This is a genomic window from Candidatus Methylomirabilota bacterium, from assembly GCA_035315345.1.
Classification (GTDB): Bacteria; Methylomirabilota; Methylomirabilia; order Rokubacteriales; family CSP1-6; genus CAMLFJ01.
On record DATFYA010000082.1, the window covers coordinates 1 to 23,320 of the forward strand.

General features: G+C 69.2%; 22 protein-coding genes and 1 pseudogene. 15 read left to right on the top strand and 8 right to left on the bottom strand.

Annotation, left to right across the window (positions count from 1 at the left end; genetic code table 11):
• From VKN16_09925 to VKN16_09960, 8 genes are all read left to right on the top strand, one after another.
• The coding region (locus VKN16_09925) for a hypothetical protein (GenBank protein ID HME94520.1) at positions 1-279 on the top strand (279 nt) is incomplete at its 5' end.
• Between the two features lie 7 nt (positions 280-286).
• Positions 287-1,204 carry a sugar ABC transporter permease gene (locus VKN16_09930; protein HME94521.1) on the top strand — a complete coding sequence of 306 codons (918 nt, stop codon included), beginning with the start codon at positions 287-289 and terminating at the stop codon, positions 1,202-1,204.
• Positions 1,201-2,091 (top strand): carbohydrate ABC transporter permease, encoded by an 891-nt coding sequence (locus VKN16_09935; GenBank protein HME94522.1) that lies wholly within the window; start codon positions 1,201-1,203, stop codon positions 2,089-2,091. Before VKN16_09930 ends, VKN16_09935 begins: the two co-directional genes overlap by 4 nt.
• Before the next feature lie 2 nt (positions 2,092-2,093).
• Positions 2,094-3,113: a Gfo/Idh/MocA family oxidoreductase gene (locus tag VKN16_09940; GenBank protein HME94523.1), complete on the top strand. Its 1,020-nt coding sequence runs from the start codon at positions 2,094-2,096 to the stop codon at positions 3,111-3,113.
• A 2-nt stretch (positions 3,114-3,115) separates the two neighbouring features.
• Positions 3,116-3,334, top strand: coding sequence for a hypothetical protein (locus tag VKN16_09945; GenBank protein ID HME94524.1), 219 nt, complete (start codon positions 3,116-3,118; stop codon positions 3,332-3,334).
• 95 nt (positions 3,335-3,429) lie between these two features.
• On the top strand, positions 3,430-5,034 hold the full coding sequence (locus tag VKN16_09950; protein ID HME94525.1) for an ABC transporter substrate-binding protein: 1,605 nt from the start codon (positions 3,430-3,432) through the stop codon (positions 5,032-5,034).
• Positions 5,035-5,046: 12 nt separating this feature from the next.
• Positions 5,047-5,994, top strand: a complete 948-nt coding sequence (locus VKN16_09955; protein ID HME94526.1) for an ABC transporter permease — start codon at positions 5,047-5,049, stop codon at positions 5,992-5,994.
• Positions 5,960-6,898 (top strand): ABC transporter permease, encoded by a 939-nt coding sequence (locus tag VKN16_09960; GenBank protein ID HME94527.1) that lies wholly within the window; start codon positions 5,960-5,962, stop codon positions 6,896-6,898. The genes VKN16_09955 and VKN16_09960 overlap by 35 nt, the downstream gene beginning before the upstream one ends.
• Positions 6,899-6,962: 64 nt before the next feature.
• Here VKN16_09960 and VKN16_09965 read toward each other — a convergent pair whose 3' ends face one another.
• From VKN16_09965 to VKN16_09990, 6 genes are all read right to left on the bottom strand, one after another.
• On the bottom strand, positions 6,963-7,217 hold the full coding sequence (locus VKN16_09965; GenBank protein HME94528.1) for a type II toxin-antitoxin system VapC family toxin: 255 nt from the start codon (positions 7,215-7,217) through the stop codon (positions 6,963-6,965).
• Positions 7,214-7,465: a type II toxin-antitoxin system VapB family antitoxin gene (locus VKN16_09970; protein HME94529.1), complete on the bottom strand. Its 252-nt coding sequence runs from the start codon at positions 7,463-7,465 to the stop codon at positions 7,214-7,216. Before VKN16_09970 ends, VKN16_09965 begins: the two co-directional genes overlap by 4 nt.
• Before the next feature lie 174 nt (positions 7,466-7,639).
• A complete protein-coding gene (locus tag VKN16_09975) occupies positions 7,640-8,323 on the bottom strand; it encodes a HAMP domain-containing sensor histidine kinase (GenBank protein ID HME94530.1) in 684 nt (227 codons plus the stop codon).
• A gap of 41 nt (positions 8,324-8,364) precedes the next feature.
• Positions 8,365-9,354, bottom strand: a complete 990-nt coding sequence (locus VKN16_09980; GenBank protein ID HME94531.1) for an ABC transporter substrate-binding protein — start codon at positions 9,352-9,354, stop codon at positions 8,365-8,367.
• On the bottom strand, positions 9,354-10,334 hold the full coding sequence (locus VKN16_09985; protein ID HME94532.1) for an ABC transporter substrate-binding protein: 981 nt from the start codon (positions 10,332-10,334) through the stop codon (positions 9,354-9,356). Before VKN16_09985 ends, VKN16_09980 begins: the two co-directional genes overlap by 1 nt.
• 1,214 nt (positions 10,335-11,548) lie before the next feature.
• Complete coding sequence (locus VKN16_09990) at positions 11,549-12,826, bottom strand: polysaccharide pyruvyl transferase family protein (protein ID HME94533.1); 1,278 nt, start codon at positions 12,824-12,826, stop codon at positions 11,549-11,551.
• Positions 12,827-13,355: 529 nt separating this feature from the next.
• On the opposite strand from VKN16_09990, the gene VKN16_09995 reads away from it, so the two are divergent.
• A complete protein-coding gene (locus tag VKN16_09995) occupies positions 13,356-16,400 on the top strand; it encodes an AAA family ATPase (GenBank protein HME94534.1) in 3,045 nt (1,014 codons plus the stop codon).
• Here VKN16_09995 and VKN16_10000 read toward each other — a convergent pair.
• Positions 16,375-16,626: a DUF4242 domain-containing protein gene (locus VKN16_10000; GenBank protein ID HME94535.1), complete on the bottom strand. Its 252-nt coding sequence runs from the start codon at positions 16,624-16,626 to the stop codon at positions 16,375-16,377. The genes VKN16_09995 and VKN16_10000 overlap by 26 nt on opposite strands.
• A gap of 114 nt (positions 16,627-16,740) precedes the next feature.
• Between VKN16_10000 and VKN16_10005 the strand changes: the two genes are divergently transcribed.
• The 6 genes and pseudogenes from VKN16_10005 (at position 16,741) to VKN16_10030 (ending at position 22,379) form a co-directional block, all read left to right on the top strand.
• The gene (locus VKN16_10005; protein ID HME94536.1) at positions 16,741-17,682 is read left to right on the top strand and encodes a hypothetical protein; all 942 of its coding nucleotides are present in this window, start codon (positions 16,741-16,743) and stop codon (positions 17,680-17,682) included.
• A gap of 37 nt (positions 17,683-17,719) precedes the next feature.
• Positions 17,720-18,625 (top strand): ferritin-like domain-containing protein, encoded by a 906-nt coding sequence (locus VKN16_10010; protein HME94537.1) that lies wholly within the window; start codon positions 17,720-17,722, stop codon positions 18,623-18,625.
• Positions 18,626-18,674: 49 nt separating this feature from the next.
• Positions 18,675-19,093, top strand: a pseudogene (locus VKN16_10015) (FAD binding domain-containing protein).
• A gap of 180 nt (positions 19,094-19,273) precedes the next feature.
• The gene (locus VKN16_10020) at positions 19,274-19,543 is read left to right on the top strand and encodes a hypothetical protein (protein ID HME94538.1); all 270 of its coding nucleotides are present in this window, start codon (positions 19,274-19,276) and stop codon (positions 19,541-19,543) included.
• Complete coding sequence (locus tag VKN16_10025; protein HME94539.1) at positions 19,540-20,067, top strand: (2Fe-2S)-binding protein; 528 nt, start codon at positions 19,540-19,542, stop codon at positions 20,065-20,067. Before VKN16_10020 ends, VKN16_10025 begins: the two co-directional genes overlap by 4 nt.
• Entirely contained in the window at positions 20,064-22,379 is a 2,316-nt protein-coding gene (locus VKN16_10030) for a xanthine dehydrogenase family protein molybdopterin-binding subunit (GenBank protein ID HME94540.1), read from the top strand. The genes VKN16_10025 and VKN16_10030 overlap by 4 nt, the downstream gene beginning before the upstream one ends.
• Before the next feature lie 59 nt (positions 22,380-22,438).
• On the opposite strand, the gene VKN16_10035 is transcribed toward VKN16_10030, so the two are convergent.
• Complete coding sequence (locus VKN16_10035; GenBank protein ID HME94541.1) at positions 22,439-23,248, bottom strand: response regulator transcription factor; 810 nt, start codon at positions 23,246-23,248, stop codon at positions 22,439-22,441.
• Positions 23,249-23,320: the final 72 nt, after the last annotated feature.

The following is a 23,320-nucleotide window of genomic DNA, read 5'->3' on the forward strand; positions in this document are numbered from 1 at the left end:
GCCACCGACGCCATGCTCGGCAGCGGCTACCAGTCGGTCATGGAGAGCGATCTCCTCAAGAAGGGCTGGGCGAAGTGGGGCGACGTGCCGACGATCCTCGACGTCTGGAAGCGCGCGTCCAACTTCTCCGACGTGGTGCCCGCGGTCTCCCAGAAGTGGTATCCGCGCTGGAGCGACGCCATGAACGTCGAGCTGACCGCGTGCCTGCAGGGCAAGATCACCGCCGACCAGGCGTGCGACAACATGGTCGCCGCCGTCGCGAAGGCCAAGAGCGCCTGACCTCGCGGTGAGCCCGGCAACCGCGCTCCGGCGCGGCGAGCTGTCGGCGGGACGGCTGGCGGCGCTGATGAACGCGCCGTCGATCCTGTGCCTGGCGCTGGTGCTGGCCTACCCGATCGGCTACGCGGGCTACCTGTCCCTGCACGAGGTGAGCCTGCGCCAGTTGCGCACGGGCGAGTTCCCGTTCGCCGGCCTGGCCAACTTCGCGCGGCTCGTCCGGGACGAGCTCTTCTGGCTCTCGCTCCGGCACACGCTGGTCTTCGTCGCCGCCTCGGTGGCCCTCGAGGTGGTGATCGCCCTCGTCATCGCGCTGATCGTGAACGAGGAGCGGGTGTGGCTCTCGCGGGTGACCCGCGTGCTGATCCTGGTCCCCTGGGCGGTGCCGCCGATCGTCAACGGACTGCTCTGGTCGTTCATCCTCAACGCCCAGTACGGCTATCTCAACCGCGTGCTGTCGGCGCTCGGGCTCATCGACGGCTACGTGAACTGGCTGGGCAACCCGACGCTCGCGATGGCCGCGGTGATCGCCGCGTACGTGTGGCGCACGACCCCGTTCAACATCCTCCTCTACCACGCGGCGCTCCAGGGCATCCCGCGCGAGCTGTACGAGGCGGCGGAGGTGGACGGCGCCTCGGGCTGGTCGGCGTTCTGGAGCCTCACCCTGCCCCTGCTGCGCCCGATCCTCGCGGTGACGCTGGTGCTGCGCACCACCTTCGCCTTCATGGTGTTCGACGAGATCCTGGCCATCACCCAGGGCGGCCCGGGCAACGACACGTGGGTGGCGGCCTGGTACACCTACAAGATGGCGTTCCAGCCGCCCTTCAACGTCGGCCTCGGGGCCGCCTCCGCGTGGGGGCTCACGCTGATCATCGGCGCCGTCGCGCTCCTGTACGTGCGCTTCGTCTACCGGCGGGTGGAGTGGTGAGCCGCCGTCTGCCGTGGCCGCGGCGCGCGGCGCTCTGGCTCGCGAACGTCCTGGCGATCGCGTTCCTGATCGCGCCGCTGGCGCCCCTCGTCCTGTCGGCCGTCCAGTCGGAGAAGACCCTGCAGGGCGACACGCGGGCGCTCCTGCCGCGCGAGTACACCGCGGCCAACTTCCGGCTCATCCTCTCCGCCGGCGCCGAGCGGGGGCCGATCTTCCAGCAGGTGTCGTACCTGCCCAAGTCGGTCGAGCGCTTCCCGACCGCGTTCCTCAACAGCCTCATCGTCGGCGTCGCGGTCACGCTCATCGCGCTCGTCCTGGCCAGCCTCTCGGCCTACACCATCGCCCGGCTCCGGGTGCGCTGGACGCGGGCGCTGCTCCAGATGAGCGCGCTGAGCCGGATGGTGCCGCTCATCGTCCTGATGGTCCCGCTGTACGTGCTGTTCCGGACCTACGGGCTCCTGAACTCGCTCGCCGGCGTGATCCTCGCCGAGGTCGGCTTCCTGATCCCGTACGCCATCATGATCCTGGTGCCGTACTTCGCGTCCTTCCCGGGGGAGCTGGAGGACGCGGCCCGGATCGATGGCTGCACGCGCTTCACCGCGTTCCTCCGGATGATCCTGCCGCTCTCGACCCCGGGCCTGGCCGCCTGCGCGGTGATCCTGTTCATCATCTCCTGGCACGAGCTGCTGATCCCCCTGATCGTGGTCAGCCGGCCGGAGGCCATGACCGTGCCGGTGATCCTGGCCGGGCTCGTCTCCGACTACTTCGTGTTCTTCACCCTCATGATGGCGATCTGCCTGCTCGGCCTCCTGCCCACGCTGGCGCTGGTGCTGCTCCTGCAGAAGTACGTGGTGCGCGGGCTGGTCTCGGGCGCGGTGAAAGGCTAAGCATGCGCTTCGGGCTGATCGGCTACGGGCTGTGGGGCCGGCACCACGCGACTGCCATCCGCAAGGCGCCCGGCGCGATCCTGGCCGCCATCGCCTGCCGGAGCGAGGCGACGGCCGCGCTGGCGCGGCGGGACTTCCCCGACGTGCCGGTGCACCTGGACTACCGCGAGCTGCTCGCGCGCCCCGACGTGGACGTGGCCGACCTGGTGGTGCCCAACCACCTGCACGAGGAGATCGGCGTCGCCGCCCTCGACCAGGGCAAGGACGTGCTGCTCGAGAAGCCGATGGCGGCCACCGCGGAGCAGTGCGATCGGCTCCTCACGGCGGCCCGCCGGTCCGGGCGGGTCCTCACGGTCGGCCACGAGCTGAGGCTCTCCACCCAGTGGGGCCGCGTGAAGGCCATCATCGACGCCGGTGACATCGGCGAGCCGGTGTACGCGCTCCACACCCTCTTCCGCTTTCCCTACCGGCCGGGCGCCGACGGCTGGCGTCACGATCGGTCGCGCGTGGGCTCGTGGATCCTCGAGGAGCCCGTCCACGCCTTCGATTCCCTCATGTGGTATCTCGAGCGCCACGGCGACCCGCTGTCGGTCCTGGCCCTCGGCAACGGCCGGCGCGCCGAGGAAGGCATGGAGGACAACTTCACCGCGCTCCTGCGCTTCCGCGGCGGCGCCTACGCCGTCGTCACCGAGACGCTCGCCGCCTTCGAGTACCACCACGTGACCGAGGTGGTCGGGCGCGAGGGCGCCATCCGCGCCTGGTGGTCCGGCACCCTCGACCGCACGCGCCAGCCCGCGTTCGAGCTGAAGGTCACGCGGCGCGGCGCGGCGGAGGCCGAGACCGTCACCCTGGCCGCGTCCGGCGAGCTGTTCGAGCTGGAGACCCAGCTCGCGCAGGCGGTGGTGGCCTTCCGCGCGCGACGTCCGCTGGTGTCGGGCGAAGAGGCGCGCAAGCGCGTGATCGTGTGCGTCGAGGCGGAGCGCTCTCTGCGCGAGCGGCGGGAGATCCCGCTCACCTTCTAGCCGTGATCACACGCCGGGAGCTCGAGCGATGGCTGCTGCGCGAGGGCGCCGTCCGGGTGAAGCGCGCCGACGGGCACAAGCACTTCAATCTTCGAGGCCATCACGTGGTGGTCCTTGGCCACGGGCCCCAGACACTCAGCGCTACCAGCCTGTCGCTCGTGCTGAAGCAGCTCGAGCAGGCCGGGTACAGCCGGGAGCAGCTCAGACGCGAGTGGGCCTGACCGAACCGCGGGCAGGCAGGCGGTTGACAAGGCGCCCGGCCTGTCCATAATGGGCGCACTTTCCGAGCCCCTCCACCCGACCGAGGGAGGCGACCATGATCCGATCCTTCGTCCTGGCCGCGTGCGCAGCGCTCGTGATCCTGACCCTGCCCCCGCCCGCGGACGCGCAGCAGCCCAAGCGGGGCGGCACCGTCCGGCTCGCCGACCGTGAGGCGCCCAACCTCGATCCGCACCTCTCGATCAGCTTCCTGACCCACTCGTGGGCGAGCATGGCCTACAGTCAGCTCGTTCGCTTCCCCCACGGTCCCGAGCAGAAGCACACCGCCGACTTCTCGATCCTCCCGGACCTCGCCGAGAAGTGGGAGTACCCGAGCCCGACCACGGTGGTCTTCACGCTCCGCAAGGGGGTGAAGTTCCACAACAAGCCGCCGGTGAACGGGCGCGAGGTCACCTCGGCCGACGTGAAGTACTCGCTCGAGCGCTTCATGGCGAAGTCCGGGTTCAAGTCGCGCCTCGACCAGGTCCAGTCGATCGAGACGCCGGACCGCTACACGGTCCGGATCACCCTCAAGGAGCCCTTCGCGCCGCTGCTCAACCACCTGGCCAGCCCGGCGTTCACCGCGATCCTGCCGAAGGAGGTCGAGGATCAGTTCGGCGACTTCAATCGCCCCGAGGCCATCATCGGCACCGGCCCCTTCATGCTGAAGTCGTACCAGAAGGGCGTGCGGATCGTCTGGGAGCGCAACCCCGACTACTACGTCAAGGGCCTGCCCTACGTGGATTCGGTGGAGCTCGAGATCACGCCGGACGGCAACACCCGGCTCTCGCTCCTCCGCGCGGGCAAGGTCGACTTCGGGCACATGTGGGGTTACGCGAGCGTCGAGGAAGGCAAGTCGCTCCAGAAGACCAACCCCGACCTCTCGATCACCCCGACGCAGATCATCGGCATGGGCATCATCTACATGCGCACCGATCAGCCCCCCTTCAACGACGTGCGCGTGCGGCGAGCAGTGGCGCTGGCCATCGACCGCAAGACCTGGAACGACGGGCTCTACGCGGGCGAGGCGTGCATCGACAGCGGCCCGGTGCCCTGCGCGATGAAGGAGTGGAAGATCGACCCCGCCAGGCTCGATCCCGCGAAGGCGAAGTACCTCACCGGCTACGATCCCGCCGAGGCCAGGAAGCTCCTGGCCGAGGCCGGGCACCGCGGCGGCTTCGCCACGCCCGCCTTCCACTGGCCGGGCTACGCGCCGCCCTGGCGCTCGATCTACGAGCTGGCCGCCGACAACCTGAGCAAGGTCGGCATCCAGGTCGAGCTGAAGCCCGAGGAGTACGGGAAGTACATCTCGACCACCTACCTGGGCAAGTTCGAGAAGATGGCCATCGGCCCCATCACGCCGTTCACCGAGATCGACGACTGGCTCTACGGCACCCACGCCCCCGAGCAGCCCAACAACCGCAGCCACGTGGCCGACGCCGAGCTGAACCGGATGCTGATCGCGCAGCGCCGCGAGCTCGACCCGAAGAAGCGCAAGGAGATGATCGACGAGATCCAGCGCTACCTGGCGGACAAGGCCTACTACGTCTACTTCCCCAACGGGCCCCAGTACATCTCCCACGCCCGGCACGTCAAGGGCTTCAAGCACCACGACGGCTACGGCATGGGGCTCAAGTACATGTACACCTGGATCGACCGCTGATCGGCGGCGGCCGTGCACCAGTACGTCCTGCGCCGATTCGCCCTCGCGGTGCCGACGCTGTTCCTGGTGAGCGTCATCGTGTTCGTCATGATGCGCCTCATGCCCGGCGACGTCGTCCTCCGCATGGTGGAGGGGCAGGCCTACGCCCCGACGATCGAGGCGATGCGCAAGGACCTCGGCCTGGACCGGCCCGCCTACGTGCAGTATGCGGAGTGGGTCGGAGGCATCCTCACCCGCGGTGACTTCGGCCGCTCCTACTGGACGCGCCAGCCCATCTGGGACGAGTTCGCCCGCCGCTTCCCGGTGACGCTCGAGCTGGCCGTCCTGACGATCCTGGTCTCGGTGGTGATCGGCGTCGCGATCGGCATCGTCTCCGCGGTGCGCCAGGACAGCGCCGCCGACTACGCCGGGCGCGTGCTGGCCATCCTGGCGCTCTCCGTGCCGTACTTCGGCCTGGCGGTGGTGGTGGTCGTCGTCCCGGCCATCCTGTTCAAGTGGACGCCGGTCTGGACCTACGTGCCGTTCACCGAGAATCCCCTCGCCAACCTCAAGATCATGCTGGTCCCCGCCCTCGTCTTCGGGATCACCCGGGCCGGGCCCATCATGCGCATCATGCGCTCGGCCCTGCTCGACGTCCTCCGCCAGGAGTACATCCGCACCGCGTGGTCCAAAGGCCTCCCGGAGCGCGGCATCGTGCTGCGGCACGCGCTCAAGAACGCGCTGATCCCGGTCATCAGCCTCATCGGGCTGCAGATGCCGCTCTACATCGGCGGCTCGGTGATCATGGAAACCATCTTCCGGCTGCCCGGCGTGGGGCTCTTCTTCTTCGAGGCGCTCACCCGCATGGACTATCCGGTCGTCCAGTCGGTCAACCTCATCGTGGCGACCATGGTGGTGGGCCTCAACCTGGCGATCGATCTCTCGTATGCCTTCCTCGACCCGCGCATCCGATACCGGTAGCGCGCTGGCGCTGCCCGGCGCGCCCCCGGCGGCGGCCGTCCGGGCGGCCCCGCGGCCGTGGTACCTCGACGTCTGGCCGCAGCTGCTCCGGCGCAAGCCGCTCGGCGTGGTCGGCGGCGTCATCGTGCTGGTCATGCTGGCCGCGGCCCTGGGCGCGGAGATGCTGTCGCCCTACGGCTTCGCGGAGACGAGCCTGCGCGAGCGCCTGCAGTCGGCGAGCGCCGCCCACTGGCTCGGCACCGACCACCTCGGGCGCGATCTGCTCACCCGCATCCTCTACGGCGCGCGCATCTCGCTCTACGTCGGGTTCGGGGCCATCGCGCTGGGCGCGGCGCTGGCCAGCCTCATCGGGGTCGGCTCGGCGTACTTCGGCGGCCGCGTGGATCTGTGGGCGCAGCGCGGCGTGGACGCCTGGATGGCCTTCCCCGGCCTCCTGCTCCTGATGACGATCCTCTCGCTCCTGGGCCCGAGCGTGCTCAACATCACGCTCGTGCTCGGCGTCGCCTTCGGCATCCAGAACTCCCGCGTCGTGCGGAGCGCGGCGCTCACCATCAAGGAGCTGACGTACGTGGAAGGCGCGCTCGCGCTCGGGTCCACCCACCTGCGCATCACCGCCGCCCACATCCTGCCCAACGTGCTGCCCACGATCATCGTGGTGGCGACAACCGGGCTGTCCACCGTCATCCTGACCGAGGCGAGCCTGTCCTTCCTCGGCCTCGGAGTGCCGCCGCCCTACCCGACCTGGGGCGGCATGCTGTCGCTGGCCGGGCTCGACCACATGTACCAGGCGCCCTGGCTCGCGATCTACCCGGCGGCGGCGCTGTCGCTGGCGGTCTTCGGGTTCAACATGCTGGGTGACGCGCTCCGGGATCTGCTCGACCCGCGCCTGCGCGGCGGGGGCTGACCCGCCGGCGCGACACGGCGCCGTAACGCTGTGGCCATTTTCTGCGGGGCGGTTGGCTCGGCTTCTACGGAAAGGGAAGCGCTGCGGTGACGTCGGTCTTGCTGAAATCCGGGCCCTTGACGATGCCGGCGCGGCGGATCAGCGTATCGAACTGGCCTCGGCCGCCAGCATTGGTCTGCGCCTCGACGACGACCGCGGCCTCGACGAAGTTGCCGGCGGAAACGCGCATCGTGTCGGCCTCGGCAAGGGCGCGAGCGTAACGTTCGGCGTCGGGCTCATCGAACAGGATGGCGAGCAGCGCCGAAGTGTCCACGATCATCGGGGAAGGCCCCTGTCGTCATAGAGCAGGTCGGCGTGATCGACTGGCTCGCCCTTGAGGGTTCCGGCGCAGCGGCGGCCAATCGCAAGCAACTCGGCGGCGGTAGCCTCGGGCCGCTTGCGGCGGCGGACGCGTTCGAGGCGCTCCCGCAGGGCCTCGGTCACCGCGCGGGTCATGGTTTCGCCGGTTTCCTTGGCAAGTGCCCGGGCTAGATGGTGGGCTTCGGCGTCTTTGATGTTCAGGGACATGGCGGCGTCACGAACTCCCCTGGTAGAACAGTTTCTACCTGTCCTCAGACTGCCAGATAAGCGCGTGTGATGCCAAGCGTATCCTCTTTTCCCGGGGTGAAGTCTGGGTGGTGCCTGCCGGGCGCAGCCCGGTGCTTTATCCGGACGCTGCTCGGCCCCTTCGCGTAGTCGAGCTCATTCGCCGCGGCGCGCCGGCACGGTGAACGTGAACGTCGAGCCCTGCCCGACCTGACTCTTGACCCAGATCTTGCCCCCGTGGAGCTCGATGAACTTCCGCGATAGCGCCAGGCCAAGCCCGGTGCCTTCCACCTTCTTGTCGGCCGGCCCCACCTGCCGAAACTCCTCGAACACCGCCTCCCGATCCTCCGGCGCGATGCCGACTCCTGTGTCGTTGACCGAGACCTCAACGGAGCCGTCCGCCGGCTTCACCCCGACTTCGATCCGGCCGCCCTCGGGGGTGAACTTGATCGCATTCGAGAGCAGGTTGAGGAGCACTTGGCGGATCTTTCGCTCGTCACCCTGGACCTCACCAAGCCGATCGTCGATGGTGGTGTGCAGTGCGATGCTCCTGCGCGCGGCCCGCTCGCGGACCAGGGTCAGCGCATTGTCGATGGCCATCGTCAGGTCGAAGTCCGTCACCTCGAGGTCCATGCGCCCCGCTTCGATCTTGGACAGGTCGAGGATGTCGTTGATGAGGGCGAGGAGGTGCTGCCCGGAGGCGTGGATGTCCTTCAGGTACTCGTCCTGCTTCTCGTTCAGCTCGCCGAACATTCGTGCGCTGAGCACCTCGGAGAACCCGATGATCGCAATGTCGGTATCCCCCGAAATCGACCTGTGCGTGCGTTCACGACTGTCCAAGGAACCGGGTGCGGTACAGATTGAGGAACTCGGGCATGTCGTTACTCGATCACCTGATCCGCCCGCTGTAGGAGCGACGGCGGGATCGTCAGCCCGAAGGCCTTGGCCGTCTTGAGGTTGATGACCAGGTCGAACTTGGTGGCCTGTTCGACCGGCAGGTCGGCCGGCTTGGCACCCCTGAGAATCTTGTCCACTAAATACGCTGCGCGGCGGTACATCTCGACGAGGTTCGGACCATAGGACATGAGGCCGCCTGCGGCCACGAACTCCTGCATTCCATACATTACCGGAAGGCCGTTAGTGGCAGCCAGGGCCAAGAGCCGTTCCTGGTTCGCGATAACCACGAGATCTCGTAACACAACGAGACCCTCTACGTGAGCGTCGCGGGCTGCTCGAACCGCACCCTCGAACTCTTCGCCACTCTGCACGTTGACGGGTATGAGCTGTAGGCCCAGTGCTCGGGCCGGTGCTTGGCTGGCGGTCAAAATTGGGCCATAGACGGGGTTCGCGGGATTCACCACCACTCCGACGTGAACAATCCTTGGGACTACTTGCTTGAGCAGCTCCAGCTGTTTGCCGATCGTCTCCTCTGTGATGAATGTGGATCCGGTCACATTCCCACCCGGCCGCGCGAGGCTTTGGACCAGGCCCACCCCGACCGCGTCGCCAACCCCGGCGAAAACGATTGGGATGGTGGTGGTTGCCTTTTTTGATGCTAAGGCCGCTGGGGTGCTCCAGGAGGCGAAGAGGACGTCCACTCGCTGTCTGACCAGGTCGGCCGTGAGCCCCGACAACCTATCGTATCGCCCCTCCGCCCAGCGATACGCGAACGCGACGTTGCGTCCCTCTACGTAGCCCAACTCACGCAACGTCTGCCGGAATGCCTCGAAGGATGGGCCCGCGCCGAATGCAGAGGCAAATGGTGACACCACGCCGACCCGCCGGATTCTTCCTACCGGCTGCGCCTCGGCCGCAAGCGGCGCGGCGAGGAGGCTGCCAGCCACGGTCCCAAGGAATGCCCGGCGGTTCATCACTCGATTACCTGGTCCGCCCGCTGCAGGAGCGACGGGGGGATCGTCAGGCCAAGCGCACCGGCGGCACCCTTGTTGATGGTCAGCTCGAAGCGAGTGGGCTGCTCCACGGGAAGCTCACTCGGTCGCGCACCCTTGAGGATCTTGCTCGCGTAGAACGCGGCCCGCTCGTACAGGTCCGGCATGTGAGGGCCATACGCGAGGAGGCCGCCTCCTTGCACGAAGAGCCGGTCCGGACCAGCCGTGGGGATCCGATGCTGCAGGGCGAACAGCATGATCTCTCTCCCCAGTGCCGCCGTGACGTTGTCGAAGAGGAGCAGGCCGTCGGGACGTGTGGCCGTCGAGCCAAAGGCCTGATCGAGGTCCCGAAATGTCGCGATACTGAAACCGGAAAGCTGGACGCCGAGCGAGTCGGCGACGCGTTGGAGGCGGGCGGTCCGGTCCAAATGCTGGTCGAGCGAGGAGTGCCACAGCGCGGCCACCCGGGTGAGCCTGGGGTTGATCTCCCTCAGAAACTCAATCCGCTTGGCGGCGATCTGGGCAAGGGGCACGCTCAGGCCGGTCACGTTGGCGCCTGGTCGACCGAGGCTCGCGATGAGTCCCTCGTCCACGGCGTCGGCGACATTGAGCATGACGATTGGCGTGCTCGTCGTGGCCTCGCGGGCAACCCGGGTCGCCTCGTTCCCGACCGTGAGAACGACGTCCACCTTGCGTTGAACGAGTTTCCTGGCCGCCTCGGGCAGCCGATTGTGGCCGACTCCGACGGCACTCACGTCGAGCGAGGCATTCCGGCCGAAGACGTATCCACCCCGCTCGAGGCCAGCGAGGAAGGCGCGGTCCACGTCAAAGACCAGATTTGGAAGACCCGAGCAGGCGCCCGGGCAGAGAAAGGCCACCTTCGGTATCGGCTGCGCCTCGGCGACGAGCGGCGCGGCGAGCACGCTGCCGGCCAAGGTCCCGAGGAACGCGCGTCGCTCCATGGCGACCTCTCGTCTGGCCGTACCTCGCTAGTAGGCGACAGGGACGGCCAGCGGGCCGACCTTACATCAGCACGGCGGCCTGTGGACTACTTTTCCCCCGTGGGCTCCCAGCCGCGCTCGCCCTCTCGGTAGTTCGGCTGTTTCACCTTCAACCAGGTTAACGTGCGCCCGCCCTTGTAGGGCGACGCTCCGTCCTTGGCGACGATGCCCCATACCCGGCCGCAACCGCCTGCGCCCACGCGTCAAGCCCATTCGCGGCCAGCCGCCGAGCCGGGAAGATCAGCGTATGGTCGCTCTCCACGACGGCTTCCAGTTCGGCTCGCCGCTCTCGAAGCGGGACCGGTCGCAAGTCTCGGCCTTCGAGATACAAGCAATCGAACGCCATGTAGATCGGCGGGGTAGAGGCGACGTCTTCGGGTCGTTTGCGGAACCACTCGAAGCGGGAGATGAGCTTGACATCGAAGATCGCCACCTCGCCGTCGGAGCAGGGCCCGATCGGCAACACGGGGGCAAGACTTAGGCTAGGTAAGCGAACTGTCAATCCAGAGGTCGCGGGTTCAAGTCCCGTCGAGCCCGCCAATCAAGCATTTCCAAGGTGGTGGCCGCCGATCTTTCCGCCACTTGGCGGACGCTCGATGTCCGCGGTTGGCTGAATCGTCACCGGAACTGTCACCGAGTGCCCCATCCCAGGGGGCGTGTCCTGGCACGGCGACGTCGGGTCAAAGAGCCGCGGATCGCTGGCGAATACGCCATCCTGGCGTCCAGGTCTGCTAGCGCTACAGGGCTCCCGGTCTCCGGCTGCGCCAGTGGCTGGTTCGAGGCGAGGCCGTGGGCATCAGCGCAGTGAGCTGGACCGAGTTCCTGTGTGGGTCGGTCCAGGGCCATGCGATCGAGCTCGCCGCTCGGGTCGTGGAGGAGCCGGTGGCTCTCCTCGCCGTGGACGCCGCCGCCGCCGCCAAGCTCTTCAACCTCGGCGGCCGCCGAGAACAGGGGACATCTGACTTCGGTGTTTTCTGGACAACGCACTTCGGTCTTGACACTGGCCACCATCATCGGGGTCGGCTCGGCCTACTTCAGCGGCCGCGTGGACCTCTGGGCGCAGCGCGGCGTGGACGCCTGGATGGCCTTCCCGGGCCTCCTCCTGATGACGATCCTCTCGCTCCTGGGCCCGAGCGTGCCCAACATCACCCCCGTGCTGGGGCCCGCGGCCTTCTTCACCTCCGCAAGAGCCGGGCGAGTCCGCGCTTCATCCGGGCGGCCCATCCGAGGGCTCGGTAGACCGGGCCGAGCCGATCCAGCTTCTCGTTGATCTCGCCGATGAACGCCCGGTTCACCGGCCGGGCTTCCGTCCGTCTCGGCTCGCTCGCGAAGAAGGCATTGTCCGGGTTGATGCGTTCCGCCAGCCCGTGCCGGACGAGGAACGCTTCATATCGGTCGTATCTCGCGGCGAAGCCACGGTTGAATGCGCGGTAGTCCGTCCGGGCATAGAGCTCGTACAGCCGCTCTCTGTCGTAGACGCCCTTCGCGACGAACGGGATCTCATGAAACTCCGCCAGCTCCCGCGTCCGCGAATCACGGGCGCAGACGACCGCGGGGATACCGGCCAGGATCGCCATGATGTTTCCATGGATCCGCGACCCGAAGGAGAAGCTGAACCGGTTCTCCATCAGGAAGCTCCGCCATTCCGGCACATCGTGGAAGAGCCGGACGCGGTCTGCGCCCATCATCCGGAACATGAACGCTCCATGGCGCTCGATCAGCCTGACCATGTCCCGCAGGCCCAGGTCGTGCTCTTCCCGAAACGCGGGGTCATCGAGAAAGCGCAAGAAATCTCCCTGATCGATGAACGGCACGTCGCGATGCTCCTGCAGCAGCGGCTCGACCAGCTCCAGCCGCCCGTTCACCACCGGCCGGAACGCGGCACGCGGCACTTTCTCCGCGGGGATGCGCAGGTCCCTGCCGCATTGATACAGGGACGGGCAGCCCGTCACCTCCGCGGTGTGGTAGCCCATGCGGTCGAAAAACGCCTTGGTGAAATATCCCCGCAGGGCGAACTCTCCGCCGGTCGCGTAGACGCTGTCCATGAACCGGCAGGCCGGGGTCCGGATGGTCTCCGCCAGCTCGTCCAGCGCGTCGTAGGAGTCTGCCTGCGCACCGCAGGCGACGATGTACATCGGGATCTTCAATCCCTTCCACGCGCGGACGTGATCCTCCATGATCCGCACGAACAGAAAGCCGAAGACGTTGGCGTGCGGCCGTATGACGGCATCGAAATGGTCGTTGATGTACTCCACGCTCATCTCGTCCGTCAGGAACTCGACGTGGTTGCCCGGGGTGAGCAGCGTGGAGACCAGTCCCTGGAACCACACGTTGTTGCCGGTGTTGAGGTGATCCAACTTCCGCGTCTTCCACGGGCTGCCGGTATCCTGCACCCCGTGCAGGTCGAATTCCCCCTCGGGCCCGATCGATCGCGCGATCAATATCCGTCGCATGTCTTTGCCTCGAACGGCCCGACTCTTCGACCCGATGGCGGCCGGACTCGCTGGGGTAGAACTTCGCGATCGCGCGGAGTCGAAGTAGACCGGCCCGGGCTCGGTTCCGCGGCCGGGGTGCTCACCGGTCGCGATTGTCGCTCACGACGTCCTCCACGGACGTGCCGCGTACCGGCTGATCGAGATGCAGCTCCCGGATCGAGATCTGCTTCATGTGTGACATGGTTACACATGAGTCGACGCCCTGGCGGTGGCATCGTAGCCCGCGATTGCGGGCGATCACAAGTATCTCCCTTCCCGGCTCCCGATGATTCGGTGGCAGGTGCCGAGCCCCTCACCGGGTCTCGGCCGCCCGACGTAGATTTGCCATCGTTGTGACAACGGTCGAGTGATCGGGGCGCACGGTGAGCTCGGAGCTCGAGCACTTCACCTTCCTTCGCGAACATACCGCGGATCCGGCAAGGCCGTTCAGCGGCTCGGCGTCCGTCCGGGGCAGGCCGCCGCCCCGTCCAGTGCTACGATCCTCGGCATGACGTGCCCGCGCTGCCAGCAGGACAATCCGGCCCACGCCCGCTTCTGCCTCGGGTGCGGCAGCCGCCTGGCGCTGGCCTGCGCGGCCTGCGGCGCCGAGCTGCCCGGCACCGCCCGCTTCTGTCTGCACTGCGGCCAGGCCGTCGACACGGTCACGGCTGCGAAGGGATCGGCCGCGCCCGAGGCATACATCCCCCGGCACCTGGCGGAGAAGATCCTCACCTCGAAGAGCGCGCTCGAGGGCGAGCGCAAGCAGGTCACGGTGCTCTTCGCGGACCTCAAGGGCTCGATGGAGCTGCTGGCCGACCGCGATCCGGAAGAAGCGCGGAAGATCATCGACCCGGTCCTCGAGCTGATGATGGAGGCCGTCCACCGCTACGAGGGGACCGTCAACCAGGTGATGGGCGACGGCATCATGGCGCTGTTCGGGGCGCCGCTGGCGCACGAGGACCACGCGACGCGGGCCTGCTACGCCGCGCTGCGGATGCAGAACGCGGTCGCGCGCTACGCCGAGGCCGTCCGCAAGCGACACGGGGCCGACGTGCAGATCCGGGTCGGACTCAACTCCGGCGACGTCGTGGTGCGGTCGATCGGCAGCGACCTGCACATGGACTACACCGCGGTGGGCCAGACGACGCACCTGGCCGCGCGGATGGAGCAGCTTGCCCGGCCCGGCACCACCCTCATCACCGAGGCCACGCTCCGGGGAGCCGAGGGGTTCGTCCAGGTGAAGGCACTCGGGCCCACGCCGATCAGAGGCCTGGCCGAGCCGGTGCCGGTCTACGAGGTCGTGGGCGCCGGCCCCGTCCGCACGCGCCTGCAGGCCTCGCTGGCGCGCGGGCTCACGCGTTTCGTCGGACGCGACGCGGAGGTCGATCAGCTCCGCCGGGCGCTCGAGCAGGCCGGCAGCGGCCGGGGGCAGATCGTGGCGGTGGTGGGCGAGCCCGGGGTCGGCAAGTCGCGCCTGTTCTTCGAGTTCATCCACTCGCACCGGACCGAGGGCTGGCTGGTGCTCGAGTCGAGCTCGGTGTCCTACGGCAAGGCGACGCCGTACCTGCCGATGATCGACCTGCTGAAGGGCTACTTCAAGATCGCGGAGCAGGACGACATGCGTGCAGTGCGAGCCAAGGTGACCGGCAACGTCCTCACCCTGGACGAGGGGTTGAAGGACAACGTGCCGCCGCTCCTCTGGGTGCTCGACGCGCTCCCGAAGGATCACGAGTTCATGGGGCTCGACGCGGCGGTGCGCCGCACGCGGACGCTCGAGGCAGTCAAGCGCGTGCTGCTCCGGGAGAGCCGCACCCAGCCCCTGCTCCTGGTCTTCGAGGATCTCCACTGGATCGACGCCGAGACCCAGGCACTGCTCGACTCGCTCGTCGAGAGCCTGCCGACCACGTCGATTCTGCTCGCGGTGAACTACCGGCCCGAATACCAGCAGCCCTGGGGCAACAAGAGCTACTACCGGCAGCTCCGGATCGACGCCCTGCCGCCCGACAGCGCCCGTGCCCTTCTGGACACGCTGCTGGGCGACCAGCCGGCGCTGCACCCGATCCGGCGCCTGCTCATCGAGCGGACGGAGGGCAACCCGCTCTTTCTCGAGGAGAGCGTGCGCGCCCTCGTCGAGCTGGAGGTGCTCGTCGGGGAGCGTGGCGCGTACCGGCTCGGCAAGGATCCCGGCGCGATCCAGATCCCGGCGACCGTCCAGGCAATCCTGGCCGCGCGCATCGACCGGCTGCCCGCCGACGACAAGCGCCTCCTCCAGGTCGCATCGGTCATCGGCAAGGACCTGCCGTGGAGCCTGCTCCTCGAGACCGCCGAGCAGGCCGAGGACGACCTGCGGAGCGGCCTCGCCCGTCTGCAGGCGGCCGAGTTCATGTACGAGGCAAAGCTCTTCCCCGATCTCGAATACACCTTCAAGCACGCGCTCACCCACGAGGTAGCCTACGGGAGCCTGCTGCACGACCGGCGCCGCGCGCTCCACGGCCAGATCGTCGCCGCGATCGAGCGCCTCTACGCGGATCGGCTGAGCGAGCATGGCGACCGCCTCGCCCACCACGCCTTCCGGGGCGAGATGTGGGAGAAGGCGCTGCACTATCTCCGGGAGATGGGCTCGTCCGAGTCCCAGCCGAGCATCGACGCCTTCATGGGCGGTGCGGAGAGTGCCGGTCACCGGTGGTTCCGTGGAGAGTACGAGCGCGCCCTGATGCTGGCCCTCCGCGAGCGTGGGTTCGCCGCCAGCTTCGCGAACTTCGGGTGGACGATCCTCTCCAACTACCGCCTCGGGCAGATCTACCACTCACTCGGCGACTATCCGAAGGCGACGGAGGCGCTCACCCGCACCGTGACGCTGCTCGAAGGCGACCTCAAGCGCCAGCGGTTCGAGATGGCCGGCCTACCGGCGGTGCTGGCCCGGGTCTGGCTGGCATTCTGCGCCGCCGAATGCGGGAACGCGAGCGAGGCGGCTGCGCTCAGCGAGGAGGCGACGGCCATCGCCGAGGGGGAAGATCACGCCTACAGCCTCGTCATCGCTCACGCGGGAACGGGCATGCTACGCAATCATGAAGGGAATCACGAGAGCGCGATCGGACCGCTGGAGCGAGGGCTCGTGACCGTCCGACTGTTTGACATCCCGTTCCTGTTCCCGCTCATCGCCGCCCCGCTCGGCCGGGCCTACGCGCTGACCGGGCGGATGGAGGAGGGACTCCGGCTGCTGGAGGATGCCGTCGAGCGGGCCGAGAACATGCAGTGGGTGGCCAACCACCCGCGCCGGCTCGTGTGGCTCGGCGAGACCTACGCGCTGGCTGGCGATGCAAGTGCCGGGCGGCGCATCGGAACCCGCGCGCTGGAGCTGGCTCGCCGGCTGGGCGAGCGCGGCCACGAGGCTTACGCCCTGCGGCTGCTGGGCCAGATCGCGGCGAGCGGTCCCGCGCCGGATCTCGAGCAGGCGAGCGCGTACTACGTGGAAGGGCTCGCGCTCGCGCAGACGCTCGGCATGCAGCCGCTGGCGGCGGCGCTCGCTAGCTCCCTTCCTTCACCTCGATGATCTCGTCGGCGATGGCACCGTGCGCCTCCCGGTGAACGGCCTCCGCGGCCGCCTTGCTGGGAGCCTGGACCAGGCAGAAGACCTTGCCGGTGCCCTCGTCGAACCAGTACTTCAAGTAGTTGACGCCGTGCTTGTGCTGGCACTCCAGGTCCTTGCGATGAGCGTCCGCGAGACCCTCCGTGGTCAGCCCGTCGATCTTGTAGTGCACGTCGAGGTAGAGCGGCATGTCATGGCCTCCCTTGTCCTCGATTAGTATCGGACCGTACCGAGAGTTGTCAACGAGCGGGCCGGACCGGCGTTAGCAAGGCGGAGTGGCGAGCCTGGAAAGGGCATCGACGGCATGTCAGAGACGAGCGACCAGCTGCTCCGCGGGTTCCAGGCGCAGGAGAAGCGCTTCCTGGAGCGACGCTTCCCGCTGCGCTTCGCGTCCGAGAACCCGACGCTGCGCGAGCTGTACCGCCAGGCCAAGCGGCTGCGCTGGAATCCCGAGACCGACATCGCGTGGAGCCGCTTCGATCCGGCGGCGTACCCGCCGGCCGTGCGCGAGGCCGCGCGGCTGGTGTGGAGCCGCCGCGCCTGGGGCACGTACCCGGGGCTGGGCGAGAACACCGCGCTGCTGATCCGCTTCTGCCTCGAGTCCGGCGCGGCCGGGATGGACGCCAAGCTGTTCCTGTCCTTCCGTCCCGCCGAGGAGGCCAAGCAGCTCGAGGCGTGCTTCCTCTTCGCGCGACGCCTGGGCGGCTACGAGTCGACGCCCGCCCCGGCGGTCGCGCGGGCGAGCAACCAGCCGTTCGCCCAGATGGCGCTCGATCCGGACGTGTCGGTGGAGTCGGTGGTGGCCGCGCTCGGCGCTCTGGACGACCAGCTCGATCTCGACCTGTGCCTGGGCCACCTCCAGCACACCCGCGACGAGACCGCGCGGCAGATCTTGCGGCTGATCGCCGGCGACAAGCAGCGCCACGTGCTGTTCGCGTGGACGCTGCTGGGCGACCGGCTGCCCGGCCTCGACCCGGCGGGACGCGCCGCCGTGGGCGCGACGGTTCGCGATATGCTCGAGCGCGTGATCCTGGCTGGCTACCGGAACACGTGGCTGCTGCCCGCGGAGGCCCGCGGGCCGCTGCTCGCCGCCGAGGCCCTCACCGCCCAGCACGGCCTCGGCGCCTCCACCGTCGCGCAGGAGCAGGCGGTGGTCCGCGCCACGCTCGCCCAGGTGCGGGAGCGGCTCGCCGGCTGGAACGTCACGCTGCCCCACGTCGATCATCCGGAGCTCGGACGCGCATGACGCGCCGTCCAGGCCCCGCGACCAGGAGGATCCCGTCATGAGCAGCTATCTCACCGAGACCCGCTATCCGCTCGAGCTCGCCTCCGCCATGCCCGACGTCTGGGAGCTGTGGCAGCGGGCCAAGACGCTCGAGTGGGATCCCGAGACGGACATCCCCTGGGAGGAGCTGCACCCGGAGCGCTATCCCGAGGCGCAGATCATGGCCGCGCGGCTGCACTGGAGCCGCCGGACCTGGGGCGAGTACGGCGCCATCTCGGAGAGCCCGGCCCTGCTGCTGCGCTTCTGCCTCGAGAACCGGCTGCCGGACCTGCGCTTCTTCTTCACCATGCGCACGCAGGAGGAGGGTCGGCACGCCGAGGCGTCGTGGCTCATGGCCGAGCGGCTTGGCGGCTACTTCCCCCAGCCGCAGAATCCGCCGACCGTGACCGCGGTGGGCACCCACGGCGTGCGGCGAATGGCCTTCGACCCGGACACGTCGCTGGAAGGCATCTTCGCGAGCCTGGTCTGCGCGGCGGAGGAGATCCTGATCGACGCTTTCAAGGCCACCGTGCACAAGGCCACGAACCCGGCGGTGCGCCGGCTGATGGAGCTGATCCTGCGCGACGAGGTGCGGCACATCGCGTTCGGGTGGCAGTGTCTCGACGCGTGGGCGCCCCACTTCACCCCGGATACCGTCAAGAACATCGAGCGCGCGGTGACTCAGATGATCCAGAACGTCGAGTTCAACGGCTACCGCAACCTCTGGCTGGCCATCGAGGGCGGCACCGCCACGCCGCTCGAGATCGACGCCGACCGCGTGGCCTGCGAGGCCGGCCTCGGCGGCACCACCCCCGAGGACGAGATGCGCATCGTCCCGCAGTTCATCCGGAAGATCCGCGCGCGGATGGCCCCGTGGGGCGTGAGCCTGCCGATGTTCGACCACCCGAAGCTCGGCAAGGTCTAGCGCAGGACGCGTGCGGCCCGCTCCGTTCGACTACGTCGCGCCGCGGACGGTGGACGAGGCCCTCGATCTCCTCGCGCGCCACGGGGACGAGGCCAAGGTCCTGGCCGGCGGCCAGAGCCTGGTGCCGATGATGAACATGCGCCTGGTGCGGCCCGCGGTCGTGGTGGATCTCAACCGCGTCGCCACGCTCGGCGCGCTGCGGGAGGACGCGGGCGGGCTGCGCCTCGGCGCGCTGGTGCGCCAGCACGCGCTCGAGCGCGACGGGCGCGTGGCCCGCGCGGCTCTGCTCCTCGCAGAAGCCGCGCCGCTGATCGGGCACCTCGGGACGCGGACCCGCGGCACCGTCGGGGCAGCCTGGTCCACGCCGATCCTGCCGCCGAGCTGCCGGCCTGCATGATCGCGCTGGACGCGGTCTTTCACCTGCAGAGCGCCCGGGGCGCGCGGGCGTGCCGCGCCGGCGACTTCTTCCGGGGGCTCCTGACCACTGCGCTCGAGCCCGATGAGCTGCTGGTGGAGATCGAGCTGCCCGGGCCCTCCGCCTCGCCCGGGCCCGCTGCGCCGCCCGGGTCCGCCGCGCGGCGCACCGGGCACGGCTTCGCCGAGGTGGCGCGGCGGCACGGGGACTTCGCGCTCGTCGGGGCGTGCGCGGTGGTCGCACTGGATGCCGGCGGCGTCTGCCGGCAGGCGCGGCTCGTGATGTTCGGCGCGGGGGATCGCCCGCATCTGGCGCGCGCGGCGGCGGCGCTGGTCGGCGAGCGACCCGGGGCGGCGCGGCTCGCCGAGGTGGGGCGCGCGGAAGCCGGCGAGATCGAGGCGCGGGACGATCTGCATGCCAGCGCGAGATACCGGCGTCACGTCGCGGCGGGGCTGGCGGCGCGGGCGCTCGGGCAGGCGGTCGCGCGGGCGGAGGCGGCGTGACGACACGCGGGGCCGTCGCGCACGACATCGCGGTGACGGTGAACGGCGTCGCGCGCCGGGCGCGCGTGATCCCGCGGATGCTGCTGGCGGATGTGCTGCGTGAGGAGTGGGGGCTCACGGGGACGCATCTCGGGTGCGAGCACGGGGCGTGCGGGGCGTGCACCGTGCTGGTGGATGGGGAGCCTGCGCGGGCTTGCCTCATGTTCGCGGTGCAGGCGGATGGATCGCGCGTGGAGACTGTCGAGGGGCTCGTTGACGGGGATGGCGGGTTGCACCCGCTGCAGGAGGCGTTCCGGAGCCGCCACGCGCTGCAGTGTGGGTTCTGTACGCCGGGGATCTTGATGACGCTGGTCGCGTATCTGCGGGTTCATCCTGCGCCGTCGGAAGCTGAGATTCGGGAGGCGCTGTCGGGGAATCTGTGTCGGTGTACGGGGTATCAGCACATTGTGCAGGCGGTGTTGGAGGTGGCGGGCGGGCCCCTCACCCCGCCCTCTCCCCGGAGGGGAGAGGGAGAGCGCGCGTGAAGTTCGTCGGAGATCGGTATTTGCGGAAGGAGGACCCGCGGCTGCTGACCGGGCGCGGGCGCTACGTGGGGGATATCGCGCTGCCCCGCATGCTCCACGCGGTGCTCCTGCGGAGCCCGCATGCTCACGCACGCATCGTGCGCGTGGATGCCGACCGCGCCCGGGCGCATCCGGGCGTGGTGGACGTCGTGACCTTTGCGGATCTGGGGGCGGCGGGGCGAGGGTTGCCGATCGTGCCCCCGCATGCGGACCTGCGGGGGCGGAACTTCGCGGCGCTCGCTGGAGACCGCGTGCGGTTCGTGGGGGAGCCGGTGGCCGCGATCGTGGCGGAGAACCGCTACGCGGCGGAGGACGCGCGCGAGCTGGTGGAGGTCGAGTACGAGCCGCTTGCGTCCGCCCAGACGCTCGAGGCGGGGGCGCCCGCGGTGCACGACGACATCGCCGACAATCTGGCCGGGCGCGTGACCTTGACGCGCGGCGATGTCGAGGCCGCGCTGCGGGCGGCGCCGCGGGTGGCGTCGCTCGAGCTGCGCATCGGGCGCGGCGGGGGCCAGCCGATGGAGACGCGCGGGCTCGTGGCGGACTGGAACCCCGCGCTCGAGCAGCTCACGGTATGGGCGTCATCCCAGGTGCCGCACCAGATCCGCCAGTTCGTCGGCGAGCTGCTCGACCTGGCGCCGCACCAGGTGCGCGTGATCGCGCCCGACGTGGGCGGCGGCTTCGGCGCCAAGCTCATCGTCTATCCCGAGGACGTGCTGATCCCCTTCCTCGCGCGAAGGCTGGCCCGGCCGGTGCGCTGGCTCGAGGACCGCCTCGAGCACATGCTGGCCGCCACGCAGGAGCGCGAGCAGCGGCACGAGGTGACGATCGGCTTCGACGACGCGGGCCGCCTCGTGGCCCTGCGCGATCACTTCGTGCACGACACGGGGGCGTACACGCCGCGCGGCCTCGTGGTGCCGCTGCTCACCGCCTCCATGCTGACCGGGCCGTACCGGATCCCCGCCGTCGAGTCGAGCTTCGACAGCCGCTACACCCACCGCGTGCCGGTCACGCCCTATCGCGGCGCCGGACAGCCGCAGGCGGTCTTCGTGATCGAGCGCGTGCTGGACCTGGTGGCGCGCGAGACCGGGCGCGACCGCGCGGAGGTGCGGCTGGCGAACCTGGTGCGCGCCGAGGACATGCCGTGGGACACGGGCCTGCCCAACTACCGCGGCAGCGGCCACGTGATCCTGGACAGCGGCGACCCGCCATCGGTGGTGCGCCGCGCGCTCGAGAGCGCCCGCTACGAGGCGCTCGGCGCCGAGGCCGCCGCCGCGCGCGCCCGGGGCCGGCTGGTCGGCGTGGGCGTCGCCGCCTACGTGGAGCTGACCGGCGTCGGCCCGTTCGAGAGCGCGCGCGTGCGGGTCGATCCGGCGGGGCGCATCACCGCGTTCAGTGGCGTGAGCACGCAGGGCCAGGGGCTCGAGACCACGCTGGCCCAGGTGGCGGCCGACGAGCTCGGCGTCACGCCGGCCGACGTGACCGTCGTCACCGGCGACACCGCGGGGGTCGAGCACGGCGTCGGCTCGTTCGCGAGCCGCGCCGCCGTCGTCGGCGGCAACGCGGTCGCGCTCGCGGCGCGCGAGGTGAGCGCGAAGGCTCGCCTCCTCGCGGCACGCGCCCTCGGATGCGCCGAGGCCGACCTCGAGCAGGCGGGCGCGGCCTTCGCCGACCGCCGGCGGCCCGAGCGCCGCGTGAGCTTCGCCGATCTGTCGCGCCTGGCCGGTGCCGCGACGGCCGCGCTCGGCGTGGAGCCCGGGCTCGAGAGCACGCGCGTCTTCCAGCCCACCGACATCACCTATTCGTTCGGCGCCCAGGTGGCCCTGGTCGAGCTGGATCCGCTCTCCGCGTGCGTGCGGATCCTCGGCTTCTGGATCGGCCACGACTCCGGACGGCTCATCAATCCGCTCGTGGTCGAGGGGCAGCTGCAGGGCGCGGTGGCCCTCGGCATCGGCAGCGCGCTGCTCGAGGAGATCCGCTACGACGAGAGCGGTCAGCTCCTGGCCGGCACCTACATGGACTACCTGCTGCCCACCGCCACCGACGTGCCGACGATGGTCATCGACCACCTCGAGACGCTCTCACCTCTAAACCCCCTGGGCCTCAAAGGCGTCGGCGAATCGGGGGCGCTCCCGGTTCCCGCCGTCCTCGCCTCGGCGATCGAGGATGCGGTCGGGCCCCGGGGCGGGCGCGTGACGCGCATGCCGCTCGGCCCCGCGCGCCTCCTGGAGCTGCTGCCGCCGTCGCTCGCAGAGGCGCTCGACCGCGGCTGATGTCATACCTCCGAGAATCCAGAAGCTGCCTTTGACCGGCGTAACCGCCGGCAGCGCGATCAGGATCGCGATCGCTCGGGTGAGCCGTTCCGATGATAGAAGGCAGCGAGCTGACCTCGGTCACGCAAAGCGAGCTTCTGGAAGATGTGCGTGAGATGGGCCTTGACAGTCGGCTCGGTGATGTTGAGATGGTATCCCACCTCGAGATTGCTCAATCCGGTCGCGACGAGCTGGACGATTTCGTGCTCGCGACAGCTAAGGCGACCCTTCAGAGACGCTTCGATCGGCTCGGCGTTGACCGAATGGGTCGCCAACTCCTCGACGCTGAGCGCGATCACGCGGTTGCTCGCCCAAATCTCGCCCTGGTGGACGACCCGGACCGCTTTGAGGAGATTCTCGACGCTCGCGCTCTTGGCCAGGATGCCGCGCGCTCCGGCCTTGAGTGCCCGCACCGCCCATGCTTCGCTGCCGTCGGCGCCGGCCAGGATCACCCGGGGCCGTGGGCCGGCGCGACGCAACTCGCCGCAGACCACCAGAGCCCCGTCGCTCTGCGCATCCACGATGAGGATATCAGGCGAACTGGTGCGGACGAGCTCTCGCACGGAGGACGCCGCTGCCTCCACCAGTACGACGAGGGCGCGCTCTTTGAGCAGGATGCTCCGGAGTCCGGAGCGAAACAGCGCGCTGTCGCTGAAGAGTCCGACACGTATCGTGGAGGACCCGCACGGACTCGCGCACGCCGGAGGCGGCGACGTAGTCGGTTGCCTGCCCGATCGTTGCGGTTGCCGATGGATCAAACCGCGATCCCCTGCAGAAGAATTCAGGTCCATTCGACTACGGTCCCTAGCCTTGTCAAGCGGAAGCCTCATCCGGCGGCCACGGCTGACACCGTTCCCTTCGTCGATTTGCGCCAGTCGAATCGGGAATGGAAAACACGGCGG

Bases quoted from the DNA above. Each gene is read 5' to 3' on its own strand.
- VKN16_09940 (HME94523.1), top strand. From the start codon at position 2,094: ATGCGCTTCGGGCTGATCGGCTACGGGCTGTGGGGCCGGCACCACGCG.
- VKN16_09950 (HME94525.1), top strand. From the start codon at position 3,430: ATGATCCGATCCTTCGTCCTGGCCGCGTGCGCAGCGCTCGTGATCCTG.
- VKN16_09960 (HME94527.1), top strand. From the start codon at position 5,960: ATGCCTTCCTCGACCCGCGCATCCGATACCGGTAGCGCGCTGGCGCTG.
- VKN16_09965 (HME94528.1), bottom strand. From the start codon at position 7,217: ATGATCGTGGACACTTCGGCGCTGCTCGCCATCCTGTTCGATGAGCCC.
- VKN16_09970 (HME94529.1), bottom strand. From the start codon at position 7,465: ATGTCCCTGAACATCAAAGACGCCGAAGCCCACCATCTAGCCCGGGCA.
- VKN16_09980 (HME94531.1), bottom strand. From the start codon at position 9,354: ATGAACCGCCGGGCATTCCTTGGGACCGTGGCTGGCAGCCTCCTCGCC.
- VKN16_09985 (HME94532.1), bottom strand. From the start codon at position 10,334: ATGGAGCGACGCGCGTTCCTCGGGACCTTGGCCGGCAGCGTGCTCGCC.
- VKN16_09990 (HME94533.1), bottom strand. From the start codon at position 12,826: ATGCGACGGATATTGATCGCGCGATCGATCGGGCCCGAGGGGGAATTC.
- VKN16_09995 (HME94534.1), top strand. From the start codon at position 13,356: ATGACGTGCCCGCGCTGCCAGCAGGACAATCCGGCCCACGCCCGCTTC.
- VKN16_10000 (HME94535.1), bottom strand. From the start codon at position 16,626: ATGCCGCTCTACCTCGACGTGCACTACAAGATCGACGGGCTGACCACG.
- VKN16_10005 (HME94536.1), top strand. From the start codon at position 16,741: ATGTCAGAGACGAGCGACCAGCTGCTCCGCGGGTTCCAGGCGCAGGAG.
- VKN16_10010 (HME94537.1), top strand. From the start codon at position 17,720: ATGAGCAGCTATCTCACCGAGACCCGCTATCCGCTCGAGCTCGCCTCC.
- VKN16_10035 (HME94541.1), bottom strand. From the start codon at position 23,248: ATGAGGCTTCCGCTTGACAAGGCTAGGGACCGTAGTCGAATGGACCTG.